This window comes from Sphingobacterium sp. GVS05A (assembly GCF_019969845.1).
GTDB lineage: Bacteria > Bacteroidota > Bacteroidia > Sphingobacteriales > Sphingobacteriaceae > Sphingobacterium.
Genome location: NZ_JAHXYR010000012.1, coordinates 28,582 through 41,856, shown reverse-complemented (window position 1 = coordinate 41,856; position 13,275 = coordinate 28,582). Strand labels below are relative to the sequence as shown.

At 40.5% G+C, this 13,275-nt stretch carries 12 protein-coding genes and 2 tRNA genes; 11 read left to right on the top strand and 3 right to left on the bottom strand.

Features of this window, described 5'->3' with window-relative positions:
- Positions 1-3: 3 nt before the first annotated feature.
- Complete coding sequence (locus LC454_RS24815) at positions 4-852, bottom strand: glycoside hydrolase family 25 protein (protein WP_223585135.1); 849 nt, start codon at positions 850-852, stop codon at positions 4-6.
- A gap of 67 nt (positions 853-919) precedes the next feature.
- Here LC454_RS24815 and LC454_RS24810 point away from each other — a divergent pair, with 67 nt between their 5' ends.
- The 4 genes from LC454_RS24810 to LC454_RS24795 all read left to right on the top strand — a co-directional run bounded on the left by LC454_RS24810 (position 920) and on the right by LC454_RS24795 (position 3,014).
- Positions 920-1,804, top strand: a complete 885-nt coding sequence (locus LC454_RS24810) for a bestrophin family protein (RefSeq protein ID WP_223585134.1) — start codon at positions 920-922, stop codon at positions 1,802-1,804.
- Between the two features lie 93 nt (positions 1,805-1,897).
- A tRNA-Ser gene (locus LC454_RS24805) sits at positions 1,898-1,985 on the top strand.
- Between the two features lie 545 nt (positions 1,986-2,530).
- Positions 2,531-2,615: transfer RNA gene (locus LC454_RS24800), tRNA-Ser, on the top strand.
- Positions 2,616-2,858: 243 nt separating this feature from the next.
- A complete protein-coding gene (locus LC454_RS24795; protein WP_223585133.1) occupies positions 2,859-3,014 on the top strand; it encodes a LuxR C-terminal-related transcriptional regulator in 156 nt (51 codons plus the stop codon).
- Positions 3,015-3,054: 40 nt separating this feature from the next.
- On the opposite strand, the gene LC454_RS24790 is transcribed toward LC454_RS24795, so the two are convergent.
- Positions 3,055-3,576, bottom strand: a complete 522-nt coding sequence (locus LC454_RS24790; RefSeq protein WP_223585132.1) for a methylated-DNA--[protein]-cysteine S-methyltransferase — start codon at positions 3,574-3,576, stop codon at positions 3,055-3,057.
- A 365-nt stretch (positions 3,577-3,941) separates the two neighbouring features.
- Here LC454_RS24790 and LC454_RS24785 point away from each other — a divergent pair, with 365 nt between their 5' ends.
- Positions 3,942-4,478: an ExbD/TolR family protein gene (locus LC454_RS24785; RefSeq protein ID WP_223585131.1), complete on the top strand. Its 537-nt coding sequence runs from the start codon at positions 3,942-3,944 to the stop codon at positions 4,476-4,478.
- Between the two features lie 250 nt (positions 4,479-4,728).
- Here LC454_RS24785 and LC454_RS24780 read toward each other — a convergent pair whose 3' ends face one another.
- Positions 4,729-5,295, bottom strand: coding sequence for a hypothetical protein (locus LC454_RS24780; RefSeq protein WP_223585130.1), 567 nt, complete (start codon positions 5,293-5,295; stop codon positions 4,729-4,731).
- 181 nt (positions 5,296-5,476) lie between these two features.
- Here LC454_RS24780 and LC454_RS24775 point away from each other — a divergent pair, with 181 nt between their 5' ends.
- The 6 genes from LC454_RS24775 (at position 5,477) to LC454_RS24750 (ending at position 13,229) form a co-directional block, all read left to right on the top strand.
- A complete protein-coding gene (locus LC454_RS24775) occupies positions 5,477-5,869 on the top strand; it encodes a group III truncated hemoglobin (protein WP_120259386.1) in 393 nt (130 codons plus the stop codon).
- A gap of 175 nt (positions 5,870-6,044) precedes the next feature.
- Complete coding sequence (locus LC454_RS24770; protein WP_223585129.1) at positions 6,045-6,419, top strand: BlaI/MecI/CopY family transcriptional regulator; 375 nt, start codon at positions 6,045-6,047, stop codon at positions 6,417-6,419.
- Positions 6,416-7,906 (top strand): M56 family metallopeptidase, encoded by a 1,491-nt coding sequence (locus LC454_RS24765; RefSeq protein WP_223585128.1) that lies wholly within the window; start codon positions 6,416-6,418, stop codon positions 7,904-7,906. Before LC454_RS24770 ends, LC454_RS24765 begins: the two co-directional genes overlap by 4 nt.
- 227 nt (positions 7,907-8,133) lie before the next feature.
- The gene (locus tag LC454_RS24760) at positions 8,134-9,612 is read left to right on the top strand and encodes a hypothetical protein (protein ID WP_223585127.1); all 1,479 of its coding nucleotides are present in this window, start codon (positions 8,134-8,136) and stop codon (positions 9,610-9,612) included.
- A gap of 92 nt (positions 9,613-9,704) precedes the next feature.
- Positions 9,705-11,498 (top strand): cytochrome-c peroxidase, encoded by a 1,794-nt coding sequence (locus tag LC454_RS24755; protein WP_223585126.1) that lies wholly within the window; start codon positions 9,705-9,707, stop codon positions 11,496-11,498.
- A gap of 438 nt (positions 11,499-11,936) precedes the next feature.
- Complete coding sequence (locus LC454_RS24750) at positions 11,937-13,229, top strand: hypothetical protein (RefSeq protein WP_223585125.1); 1,293 nt, start codon at positions 11,937-11,939, stop codon at positions 13,227-13,229.
- The last annotated feature ends 46 nt before the right edge of the window (positions 13,230-13,275 follow it).

Genomic DNA, 13,275 nt, shown 5'->3' with positions numbered 1-13,275 from the left:
TTGCTATTTAAAGGGGATAAGTAATTTTTCCAATTCCGTTATTTTACCATTATAGATATTTAAATCGACATTTCCACGGATACCGGCCACCGAGCCTTTTTCTGAAAATTGCCAAAATGCCCAATGCTCTTTAGGATTTTCGATCCAAAAATTATAGTTCGCGATCCAAAGGGTATAGTTCGCAAATTCCTTTTCCAAAAAATCACTATAGAACTTATCCCCGGAGTATAGGATAGGTTTGACTTTATAATGTGCTTCCACCTCGTCGAGCCAACGTTTCAATCCCACTTTCAGGCTATCCATCGATTGCTGTTTTGGATGCTCCTCGATATCGAGTACAGGGGGAAGATCGCCTGGATGGAGCTGAACCTTGCGGATAAAATTTTTGGCCTGTTTGACCGAATTTTCATTTGGCCTAAAATAATGGTATGCGCCCCGTAATATAGCTCGGTTACGTATTTTGGACCAATTTCGGCTAAATTTATCATCTATTCCTTTCTCTCCCATTGTCGCCCTGATAAATACAAAGTCAATGGGAAATTGATCGTTGATCGTATTTAGTTTCTGCCAGTCGATATCTTCCTGATACGTCGAAACATCAATACCAAACACCTTGTCATCATGCTTACTCATGATTTCGATATTACGGATATCATATTTAGCTTCCTTTGTTAAGGATTTATTTTTGGATGTTGCCACACGGAAGTAATACATTATCCCGGCTTTATAGTGCCATGCAACAAGAAATAAGAAAAACATAAACATCCCCACGATCATCCATATCCATTTGGTTTCGCGAGGTTGCTGTTTCTTTCCACTCCCTTTTGTTCTTTTTGATTGCTGTTGCGCCATACGATGATGAAGTTACGGCAATCACAATTAACTCGCAAAGTTTTCGTAACAATTTATATTTTTGTATATGATCGTATACAACCCTAAAGATTGGCTGTCAGCAACTTTCAAACTGCATAAATCAGACACTTTTATAAAGCTATTACCTTTTCTTATCTTAATAGCTATCTATTCCTGGGGGATAGCCTACCTCGAAATGGAATATCTCAAATTAAATGAAAGAAGCTGGGTTAAAAACATTACCATCGTCCATAACCTGTTGGGTTTTGTGATCTCCCTATTGTTGGTATTTAGGACCAACTCGGCCTATGACCGTTGGTGGGAGGCACGCAAGCAATGGGGTACATTGACCAATATAAGCCGGGCCTTTGCCTATAAGCTCAACGCTATGCTCGATGCGGATGACAAGGTCAATCGCAGTTTCTTCCGAAAAACTATTCCTCTGTTTGCAGAGACCCTATACGATTTTTTGCGATCCGACTACACCAAGTTTATGCTCGATGAAAATGAGCATCCCGAACTTAGGGCATTGGACAGCAAGAAGCATGGTCCAAATCAGGTTTCCAATATGATTTTCCAGAAGATAAACGATCTTTACAAAGAAGGAATTATCAGTGGAGACCAATTGATTATACTCAATGAAGAGATTGTGTCCATGACCAATGTATGTGGTGCCTGTGAACGGATAAAAAATACGCCAATTCCATTAGCTTATAGCGCGTTTATCAAGAAGTTCATTATCTTCTATACAATGACACTTCCTGTAGGCTATGTTTTTTCGATCGGATATTTTGTTGTCGTCGCCGTTCCTTTTATCCTATACGTATTAGCTTCGCTTGAATTGATCGGTGAATCCATTGAGGAGCCCTTTGGTATAGATCAGGATGATCTACCGATAGATAAAATAGCTGCCAATATCAAAAAACACTGCCACGAGATTATTCCGGCATAGCATTTTTAAAATAATCTTGCTCATTTTCAAACCATAAGACATTGCTGCAAAAATAAGTTTTGCAAATCTATTCAGAATTTCTACTTTTGTCGCGGAGAGTTGGCAGAGTGGTCGAATGCGGCGGTCTTGAAAACCGTTAACTGTCACAGGTTCGGGGGTTCGAATCCCTCACTCTCCGCCACCAAAAATAAAGCCCGACGATAGTCGGGTTTTGTCGTTTATAGACTTTTGCAAACAATGTTTGATAAAAAGTGTATAAACGACGAAAAAATCAACGGAGTGAATGGCTTTATTTTATGGTGAAGCCTCCCCCATTGGGATCATGTTATTATCCCTCACTCTCCGCAGAAAGATCCTTCATCGACAGATGAGAGATCTTTTATTTTACAGATAAGTTGATAGAAATTTACACTTATTCATAATCTGGTATATTTTTGTCGAGGATGATATTTCGACTGATTGTTAGCTTACCCGATTCTATTATTGGGGAGGACTCTCCCTGAACCACCACGATTTTCAGCAGTCTCTCTTTTCACAATTGATCCCGCGTGATCGAATAAAAGACTGATTTTGCCGTCTAAGCAATTTGTAATTTTAAAAAAAATCATTCAATAAAAACCTGATATCCAGCAATATTTTCAGAACAAATCGTCCAAACGGCACATTAAACAAAGAAAAATGTAAAATAAGTTTTGTAAATCTGTTCAGAATTTCTACTTTTGTCGCGGAGAGTTGGCAGAGTGGTCGAATGCGGCGGTCTTGAAAACCGTTAACTGTCACAGGTTCGGGGGTTCGAATCCCTCACTCTCCGCAGAACAAGCCTTTCAGAAATGAAAGGCTTTTTTCGTTGTATTCGGATTCGAACCAGAAGGGTCGGCCGGGGTTCGAACTTTTAGATTATGATGAAAGTAACTTCTACCGAACACTTTCTCTACATACCGACATATCCCATATAAAACAAGAAGGAAAACCCTGTTTTTCACTTGTTAGACTTGATGACGAGCCTTCCTTTTTTAATATTCAGCTCGATCATGCATTCACAAAATCCTATGATATGTTTACAAAGCGAGAGCGAGAAATTTTAGATTGTATCGTTGAGGGTAAGATGAGCAAAACAATTGCCGATGAGCTGTGTATCAGTCTTCACACGATAAACACGCACCGCAAGAATATTCTTGCTAAAGCTGGTTTAAGACACCCGTGGATCTGATAGCAAAGGTAATAAAGAGAGGTTGACTATAAGTCAGAGTCTACTTACAATCAAACAATGTCGGAGTCCGATCTTTCATTTCCAGATCAATAAGAATAGATTTATTTTTCAGTCCACCGGCAAAACCAACGAGCTTACCCGATCCACCGATAATCCGATGACAGGGCACAATAATAGATATCGGATTCTTGTTCAATGCGCCACCGACTGCCCTTACAGCTTTTATATCGCCCAGTTGGCGCGCCAGATCTCCATAGGTTCTAGTCTGGCCATAGGGAATAGTGAGCAAAGCTTCCCACACCTTAAGCTGAAACGGAGTTCCCAGCATATCCAGCGGCAGGTCAAAAACAGTACGCTTCCGATCAAAATATTCCAAAAGCTGTTGTTGAGCAAGCAAAAGTAATGGTGCATGGTCATCTCTATCCGGTTTAGATAACTTCGTCCGAGTATAGTCTTCACCTTCCCACAATACGGCAGTAAGACCACGCCTCGTCGCCACAAGCCTTATGCTCCCTACCGGCGATGCGATATTTGTATAGATAAATCCGTTATCCTGCTCCATATTTTTTATTGGCAAGTTACTAATCTTTTTTATTTCATTTCCAGCTAAGAAAAGATGTATCTAGACAATCTCTCAAAACTGTCTGCCAACACTTTATAACCACCATAATGGTTTTATGATAGTCACAACCAGAGAAGACACGTTCTCAACCTTAGAAGTTAGTATCATTAAAACACTATTATTAGCAACAGCGAATGTTGGTCTATCGTCTTCTGCTAGACAATTCCTTAACCTATTGTAATTGAACCCTCTGAAAAAAATCAAAGAAAAAACGACTCACATTGAAAAAAAACTATGGAATAGTTCCTTCTCAGGCATCATATCAATGAGTATGAACAAGAGTTATAACCTAAAGACCAAGCATCATGGCAGAATTAAACCAAAAAACACAAGAAAGCGGAAAGAAAAAAATTAGAAGCCGAAAAATGGCTCCAAAGGTAGATCTGACAGCGATGGTAGACCTTGCTTTTCTTTTGATCACCTTCTTCATGCTGACCACCACCCTAAACAAACCTGCAGCAATGGATATTGCCATGCCAGACAAAACCAAAGGCGAGGCGACACCACCAGTGCTCATTGACGAAAACCGGACAGCGACATTGATTCTTGGGGATGGGAAATTTATGTGGTATCATGGCGACTTCAAGAAGCCCATTGCCTTTTCTGAAAAACCAAGCGATTTAGAGAAAACATTACCGCAGGTGCTCGCGCAGTTGAAAGCAAAGATCAGTAACATGCCCAACAACAAGGATATGATCGTACTGATCAAACCGAGCAAAGAGGCTAGGACGAAAGATGTGATCCATACAATTGATGAGATCAAACATCAAAACATTACACGCTATGTCATTGGTAAAACGCAAGAAGAAGAGGAAAAACAATTATTGGCTTCCATTCAGTAAAATACGAAAGGGAAAGCACCAATAGCAATGAAAATCGACTGAAGTTCTTTCTGATCAATAAACCGAGCTTAACGAGTCCATTGATGCCTTAATGAAAGATACGAATCAATAAATACAGGCAATTCAGAAAAAAAAGTCTATGTATTCAATATTCCAAACAGGACTTTAGCGATCCGAGCATAATCACAGACAAAAGGGCCATTCAAAAATTGAATGGTCCTTTTGCCTCTGTGTTCAGTATTACAATCTATTATCTTTTGTCCAGATTTTCCCAATAGCGTTCCACGTTCTCTTTTACCTCGGCAGGCAAAGAAGCATAATTGTCTGAATAGAAAGTCTTTGTATATCCATCCTCCGCCTCTGCTCGCATACGATAAAACTGTCCTTTATATAAAATCAGTGCGATACAACTCAATTGCTTTTGAACATCGTCCTTAGGGTGTCTGGAATAGATAAACACCGCATCCAGTTTTCCATCTTTGTCAGCGTCAAAAAAAGCTTTTCTGGATTCCCACACCGAAGTAATAATACCATCTTCAGCGACAGTTTCCTCCACAATAGGTACCCACATACCATCTTTTCGCTGAAATTGCTGTACATATAGTCTATCCGGATCAGCTCCGCGTTCCTCTTTTGAAAAAATGATATAGTTATCTTCCTTTTCGGTCTGAATATGCTCCACCTGCAGCACACGTTTGCCTTTAAATGGAAAACCCGAAGATTCAAAATTTTCTTTGTTGACTGTAATATCGGTGATTTGTGCCTGCGCGGTATAACATCCCAGCAGCAGCAGGACAAAAAAAGTGTATTTTCCCATAAGTTTTCCCTAAATATCTATTCAAATTACTGACAATAAAAGAAAAATCCAATATTTTTAACATGCATCTTTACATCAACCTGATTCAATTCTCCTATATTCTCGCTAAATTTATCCTATTCATACACCGTGCAACAGCTACAAATGAGGTATCCGTTTCACAAAAGCAGGCATTAATCCCATGAAGCAGGACATTCAAACCATCGCGGACATAAAAATATTAGTCGATCAGTTTTACAGCACCGTTCGTCAGGACAATCTCCTTGGCCCTATTTTTCAGGAGCGAATCCAGGACAATTGGGGCATACACCTGGAAAAAATGTATCGCTTTTGGCAGACGATCCTCCTAGATGAACATACCTACTTCGGTAGTCCATTCCCACCCCATATCCCCCTACCCATTGAGGCGAAACATTTCGATCAATGGCTCCTTCTGTTTGAAGCGACCGTCGATCGGCTATATACAGGTGAGAAAGCCGACGAAGCCAAATGGCGCGCACAAAAAATGGCACAGATGTTTCAGTTTAAAAAAGAATATTTTAATGCCAATCCAAAAAAGAAACCCCTGATATAAAAACATTTTCACGAATATCTTCTTACCCCTCTTCTTGTTTATTTTGTAACAACAAAATGCTTATCACAATCACTAAAATCAAAATAAACAAATAAAAATCAACACAATACATACAGATAACAAATTTTAACACTTTATATTCTACATAATGTAGAATACATTCTATATTTGTAGTATGAATAAATTATCAGCGACTGAAGAACAATTGATGGGGTACATCTGGGACATGAAAAAGGCCTTTATGAAAGACCTTATGGAAGCCTATCCTGAACCCAAACCTGCCCCAACGACGATTGCGACATTATTAAAGCGGATGACCGAAAAAGGTGCCATATCGTACGTGTTATATGGCAATTCAAGAGAGTACTATCCCCTATTCAATAAGGACAGCTATTATCTCGCACACGTCAATGATATTGTTGAAACGTATTTTGATAATTCAGCCTTAAAATTTGCATCTTTTTTCACAAAACAATCGCAGTTGAACAAGGAGCAATTGGAAGAACTGAAAAAAATAATTGATTCAGAAATTAAAAACAAAGCGACATGATTATCTATTTGGGAAAATTGATCGCCTGTTCAGGCTTACTGTATCTGGTATACATTTCTCTTTTGCAACAGCAAAAGCTCTTGGTATTTAACCGATTTTATCTGCTTGCCATTATACCTATCGCTCTTTTTGCACCATTGGTGCAGACTGCACTACCATCATTTATCCCTGATTTTTTTCATTTTAATAGCAATCAGCTGGAAGTAGCTCCGGAGCATATGGAGGTGGTCACCGTGGTTCCCGCAGCCGTCCAACAAGAACCGCTGATCACGACCAACACGGCTATTTTCTTTACCTATGTACTGATTGCGATTGTGCTTTTGATTAGGTATATAGTAAGCTATAAAAAGTTTTCATCCTACATCGGGCGCGCATCAGCGACAGACAATCCTTCAATTTATAGCATTCATGGCCTTAAAACTCCCTTCTCATTTTTCAGACGAATCTATGTACCCCGTGGCGCATATTTACAAGGAGAGATTGAGGCTTCGATTATCGCCCATGAACAGGCACATGTAGACCAGCTACATTCCATAGACGTGATGCTCATGCAGTTCATGCGCATTGTATTATGGTTCAACCCTTTGGTTTACCTGATCGACAGAGCTGTTCGACAAAACCACGAATACCTGGCAGACGATGCCGTAGTACAGGTTTATGAACGCGCCAGTTACCAACATCTGATTATCCAGTGGAGCATGTCCTCCCCCGATATAAACGCATTACCGGCCAGTAATTTTAATTTTTTAACAACAAAAAAACGATTAATTATGTTACAGAAAAGAACGAACAGTGGTAAGCTCCTGCTGATGCCTGCGCTTACCTTATTGCTGACAACAGCAATTAGCCTGTTGTTTTCGACTCATGTCGAAGCACAGAAAACAACGCCGGCCAAAACAGAAAAAACTGAGCCTGCGAAACCGGCCAAAACTCCCCCCACTTCCAAAAAACCGGGTGCCCCAAAAGCGGTATCTGAAAGACCTAATCCGGCAAGAAGAGAAGGAGCTCCCGCAATGGAACCCAAGAAAAATGCTGCTCCAAAAGAAGAAACAATACACTTTCCAGAGCCCAAAAAAACAGGTGGAAACAGCAAGAAAACAATAAAAAATAAGCCGCCAGCACCTAAAGAAGTAAAATTCGATGCGGCACCCAAAGTGGAAGAAGTGTATGTTGAAAACGTAAAATTTCAGGAACCTAAACGGATAACTATGCGCGGAACGGAGAATGTGAGCACTGTCACATCAGTAAACGCAAACAATGTTCAAGTCAATGATCCCAAAACTGTTTCGATAGTAAAAACAGGAACTGCTGCATCTGCAACGGCAAAGGTAACAGAAATTAGGTCGGCAGAACCAAATACGATAACGAATGTAAACGTGCGCTCTACTAGTACCATCAGCTCCGAAGCAAAGGAAAACAATGGAAAACAAGCTGCCAGAGTCATACTTCGAGGCGAACCGGCGAATAAAACAAATTCATCCAAGTAACAGGAACTGATTTCAAGTAGCACAAAGCCTTACCTTGGATTTAGAAGGCAAAGCAAAAAAGGGGCCGTATCAAAATAGCTATTTTGATACGGCCTTTATTTTTGTGCAGTGCCCATTCACAAGATACCCAACCCGATAAATTAAACTAAAAAGTATAGACAAAAGATAAACTGTTTATTTAAAATAGAGTTAATATACAGCTAATATCGCAAGAATACCTTTGTGGTATGAGAAGAAACCAAATTACAATCCTGAGTTTATTATTGTCAGTGGCAATAGCTGGCTGTAAAGACAACGACAAAATCGAAGATGGTGGAGAGAAGCCACCAATGGCAACTTTAGAAAACTATTCAAAAGAACCCGCTTTTGTCTACGGCATGCCCGGTTTTGAAAATTTAAAGATTACCACCCTGATCTCAAGTTCAGATAAATTATCCGGTAGTCCCGAATTCGTATTCGCTGGTCAACCTGATGGCGCTGGATTTATGAAGGATGACAAATCAGATGGTTTCCTGATGATCAGTAACCACGAGATCACACAATCGGTATCCCGTGTTTATCTCGATAAAAACTTCAAACCTATTAAAGGCGAATATATCATGGATGGTACTGGTGGTAGTACCAGACTTTGTTCGGCTACGCTTGCCACACCTGAAGAGCATGGTTTCTCCGCTTTTCTAACAGCTGGCGAATCAGGCGAAGAGAGCATGGTTCATAAGCTGGATCCGCTTGGATCTGTAGCCCAACGCTCGGACAAGAACCGTGTTAAACCGGCTTTAGGAAAAGCTTCCATGGAAAATGCGGTACCACTTCCAAAAGACGTATCCAATGGCAAGACCTATATCCTGATCGGAGAAGATCAATCCTACGGTTCAAACCATCAATCCGCTGGCCAATTGATACTATATGTCGCTGATCAACAAGGAGACTTGGATAACGGCAAGCTATACGCCCTAAAGCGTAGCAATAATGACTATACCGAGACGAATATGAAAAAGGGTAGTTCCTATGATGTCGAGTTTGTCGAAATTCCGAATGCCAAAAATCTGATGGGTAAAGAAATCAACCAAGCTAATATAGACAATAAAGCCATTCGTTTCTCCAGAGTAGAAGATGTAGATTACCGTAAAGGTGCTGGTAATGGACGTGAAGTCTATTTTACCGCAACAGGCCAGTCAGGTGATGGCAAAACCCCAACAGAAGGGTTAACAATGTGGGGCAGGGTCTATAAACTGAATATGGACGCTAAAGATATGCTGAAGGGTAAATTGGAAGTTATTGCTGAGGGAGATTCTGATCCGGGAAATAACCTGATCAATCCTGACAACCTATGTGTGACTGAAAACTACGTGTATATACAGGAAGATGGTGATTCCTATTATACTGATGCCAAACACGATTCTTATATCTGGCAATACAATATGGCGACCAGGACCTACAAGCCTTGGTTAAACATGAAACATGAGCGCAACAACAAAGATTGGCAAAAAGATTATAACCAAAGTGGCAACCTCAGTAAATTTGGCTCATGGGAGTTTGGTGCGATGACAGATGTTTCCAAATTGGTTGGCATTCCAAATACCTTTGCTGTCAATATCCACTCCCACACTTGGCAGAATGATAAATTTGCCAACGCTGATGGATCAGGTGCGGTTACAAACAAGGAAGGTGGCCAAGTCGTTCTTATCCGTAACGTACAACGATAATTTTACTAAAATCAACATTAATACCCAACAAGGGTATCCCTTCACTGCGAAAGGATACCCTTGTTGTTATTTTATTCAAACATAAAAAATAAATGAAATATTGGCTTGTGAGCGGTCTGATAGCAATTGTATTATTGGCTATCATGTGTAAAGGAAATCATAGGACAGATCCTCAAGATCTACCAGCTATCAGACAGTGGGTGTTAACGATCAATACCGCATTTGATAAACAGATTGACCAACAGATCGCAAACGTCGAAAGTAATAGCAGTGACCAACAGTTGCAACAGGGATTTGATCAGTTGCGGTCCACGTACAAATCCATGGAATGGGCAGTTGGTTATTTTATGCCCGAGACCGCCCGTTTTTTGAATGGCCCCAATCTAGACGAAATTGAATTGGAAGAAAATGCTGTCATCGAAGCCGAAGGTTTGCAGACATTGGAGGAATATTTCTACCCCAGCTATCAAAAGGAAGAAAAACAGCAGATTATTCGATTTTTAAAGAAACTAAAAAACAAATCCCTGGCGATCGACACTTATTTTGAGGTCAATACCTTATCACTGCCCCAGCTCATGGAATCATTGCGCAACCAGATATTTCGGATCACTACCTTAGGGGTTACGGGCTTTGACACCCCGATCTCGGGTAAAGGTCTCATCGAATCAACTCATGCCCTCAATGGCGTAGCTGATGTGTTGGCGATGATCAAAGAGCAGGTCAATCATCCTGAAGAGATTGAAAAGATCCTGGTTTTAATCAGCAGGACAAATAGCATCTTGGGCAAGAGTGCAGATCGAAATCAATTTGACTACCTCAGTCTAATGGATCAACATTTGAATAAAATTTCCGATGCACTGCATCAGTTTCGGCAATTGGAAAATATCCCATCCTTGAATGTCAATCATCCTATTTCGCCCGAAGCCTCCAATTTATTTAGCAAAGATGCCTTTAATCCGGATTTTTTTGTTCCCTCAGAACGACAAAAAATGAGTTCCGAAAAAGTCGTTTTAGGAGCCAAGTTATTTCGGGACAATATCCTTTCTGGTGACCAGAGCAGATCCTGTATTTCCTGTCATCACGCAGACAAGGCCTTTGCAGACGGACTCAAAGTGCCAACTACCCTATCGGGTGCAAAGATGGATCGCAATACCCCTTCCCTTTCCTATAGCAATTATCAACATGGGCAATTCTGGGATATGCGTCGTGAGGATCTGGAAGGGCAAAGCGTGGATGTCATTACCAATAAAGATGAGATGCATGGCTCTATGGATGAAATTGCCAAACGTCTGAATCAACATAAGGCCTATACAAAAGAGTTTAACAAGATTTATAAGACCGATACAGTTGAAAATTGGCAGGTACAGAATGTATTGGCTAGTTATGTCCGTTCATTAAGCACATTTAACTCTCGCTTTGACCGTTATATGCGTGGTCAGTCACAGCTACTGACAGCAGATGAAAAAGCAGGTTTCAATCTTTTTGTGGGTAAAGCCAAATGTGCTACCTGTCATTTTGTTCCCCTGTTTAACGGGACTGTGCCGCCGGAATATGCCAAGACCGAATCCGAAGTATTGGGACTAGCCACAGACTACCATAATCGGCAGCTGGATCCAGACCGTGGCAGAGGGCGCTATCATGAGACTGTAGCCCAATTGCAATATTCCTTTAAAACTCCTACCATACGCAATAGCAGCAAGACGGCACCTTACATGCACAATGGAGGCTATGTCACCTTGGAGCAGGTCATGGACTTTTACAACAAAGGTGGTGGCCAGCAGTTCGGTTTTAAGCTGGACAATCAGACTTTACCGACGGATACTTTAGGTTTAACAGCAAAAGAAACAGCCAAAATTATTGCATTTCTGAAAACATTGGATGATTGATAGCTAGGCAATATTGCCTCTCCCAAAATAGTAAAAATACGATAGTAAGGCTTAGCAGCGATCAACTACACAAAGAAGCCGCATGAGTGGGGAACTCATTGCGGCTTCAGCACGCAACTACGATAAAAAACATATACTTAGCCTAGGAAAAGTAGTTATTAATAAGACGGTCGAGTCCAGTAATTGTCCCAAAATATTTCAAAAAATTTATAAGAATCAATCAAAAGAGTAACATAAATAAAAAAAGCCGCAAGAACGGGGAATTCAATGCGGCTGTAACCAAACTAAGAATAGATAATTAAATTTCTGTGTCTTTAGTAATGACGGTTGAGAATCGCGATTGTCCCGAAAAAAAATAAAAAACTTTTTTATTACCTTAGATTAATAAAATAAACAAGAAAAACCAGCTTGTTTTTCATTAACTATAGGAATACATATATGAAATCGTATGCACTTGTTTTAGCAGCAGGCCTGCTTCCCTTTGTAGCATTAAGTCAAAAGATAGTCGCACCCGGCAGCACGGATATCAATACCAAGTATGTAAAACCGGAGAAGTCGCTTTACACGGTATACTATGTAAAAGATAACAACTGGGACAAACAAGGTACAATTACCTATGATATTGTTGCGGCCAACAATCAATTGAGCCTGACAAGTTCTTACACGCCCAAAGACAATGCCTGGGTCACTGCACGCACTAGCGTCGTGGATGGAAGCACACTAAAATCCATCAGCTATGCCAGTGACGCCAAGAAAACAAAATTAAATCTCAACTTTGGGGAGACCATCACCGGTAATTATTATTCCAAAGAAACCAAAAAAGATAAAAAGCTGAATTTACGTCCTACCGAACCATTTATTGACTTCAACTGGACAGACCATCTGATGGGAACACTTCCCTTGGATGTTGGATATAAGGCACGGATCCCTCAATTTTACTACAATGACGAATCCAATGTTCAGGTGGAATACTATACGATTAAAGAAGTCAAAAGCTATAGCTATGGTTCTCCGAAAACGGGCAAACATGACAGCTGGTTAATCACGCTATTGGAAGAAAATACGGGTGCAATCTATAATTATGTCGTGGACAAGAAAGACCGGCGGTTATGGCAACGAGAAATGTCCATGGGCAATGGTAAGTGGGAGATTACAGTCAACGAGGAGCTCGATTACCAGCCGATCAAAAACCGATTTAACAAAGAGCAGGCTATTCAGCAGATATCCAATGGTAACAGTGTGATCATCGGCACCGCTTATGCACGGTCAAGCTCTGGCAAGAGGCTAGCCGGTCTTGTCAATACAGCGAAAAAACAATATGCGCCAAAAGGAACTGAGATTATGCTTTTTCCAAATTCAGTATACTATGAAGAATGGCTTGAGGTAAACAAAAAAATCCGAAAGCAAAAGAAAGTTGCGGAGGTTCCGCTGGATGCCGATTTTGGCCATTCCGTCAAACGCACAAAGGTCTACGATGATGAGGGACACTTTGAATTTGCTGAGCTAATGCCCGGCAATTATATCATTATGACCAGCTTTGATTTTTCCAACTCCTATAATTATTCCTATGTATCGGGGTATACCAATTATTATAACTATTGGGGTTATACCGGATCTACCACAAATTACGGAACAGCTAGGTCATCCTATATTGACAAGGCGAATATAGAGAAACGCATCACTATAGATAAGGATGGCGAGAAGAAAGAAGTGAATTTAAAGGAAATGTAACAAAAAAATAAAAAGCCGCACAAATGGGGAATTTGCTGCGGCTTCA

Excerpts from the sequence above, each read along its gene's own strand:
- LC454_RS24750 (WP_223585125.1), top strand. The coding sequence starts at position 11,937 with ATGAAATCGTATGCACTTGTTTTAGCAGCAGGCCTGCTTCCCTTTGTA.
- LC454_RS24790 (WP_223585132.1), bottom strand. The coding sequence starts at position 3,576 with ATGGAGCAGGATAACGGATTTATCTATACAAATATCGCATCGCCGGTA.
- LC454_RS24810 (WP_223585134.1), top strand. The coding sequence starts at position 920 with ATGATCGTATACAACCCTAAAGATTGGCTGTCAGCAACTTTCAAACTG.
- LC454_RS24780 (WP_223585130.1), bottom strand. The coding sequence starts at position 5,295 with ATGGGAAAATACACTTTTTTTGTCCTGCTGCTGCTGGGATGTTATACC.
- LC454_RS24785 (WP_223585131.1), top strand. The coding sequence starts at position 3,942 with ATGGCAGAATTAAACCAAAAAACACAAGAAAGCGGAAAGAAAAAAATT.
- LC454_RS24775 (WP_120259386.1), top strand. The coding sequence starts at position 5,477 with ATGAAGCAGGACATTCAAACCATCGCGGACATAAAAATATTAGTCGAT.
- LC454_RS24770 (WP_223585129.1), top strand. The coding sequence starts at position 6,045 with ATGAATAAATTATCAGCGACTGAAGAACAATTGATGGGGTACATCTGG.
- LC454_RS24795 (WP_223585133.1), top strand. The coding sequence starts at position 2,859 with ATGTTTACAAAGCGAGAGCGAGAAATTTTAGATTGTATCGTTGAGGGT.
- LC454_RS24765 (WP_223585128.1), top strand. The coding sequence starts at position 6,416 with ATGATTATCTATTTGGGAAAATTGATCGCCTGTTCAGGCTTACTGTAT.
- LC454_RS24760 (WP_223585127.1), top strand. The coding sequence starts at position 8,134 with ATGAGAAGAAACCAAATTACAATCCTGAGTTTATTATTGTCAGTGGCA.
- LC454_RS24815 (WP_223585135.1), bottom strand. The coding sequence starts at position 852 with ATGGCGCAACAGCAATCAAAAAGAACAAAAGGGAGTGGAAAGAAACAG.
- LC454_RS24755 (WP_223585126.1), top strand. The coding sequence starts at position 9,705 with ATGAAATATTGGCTTGTGAGCGGTCTGATAGCAATTGTATTATTGGCT.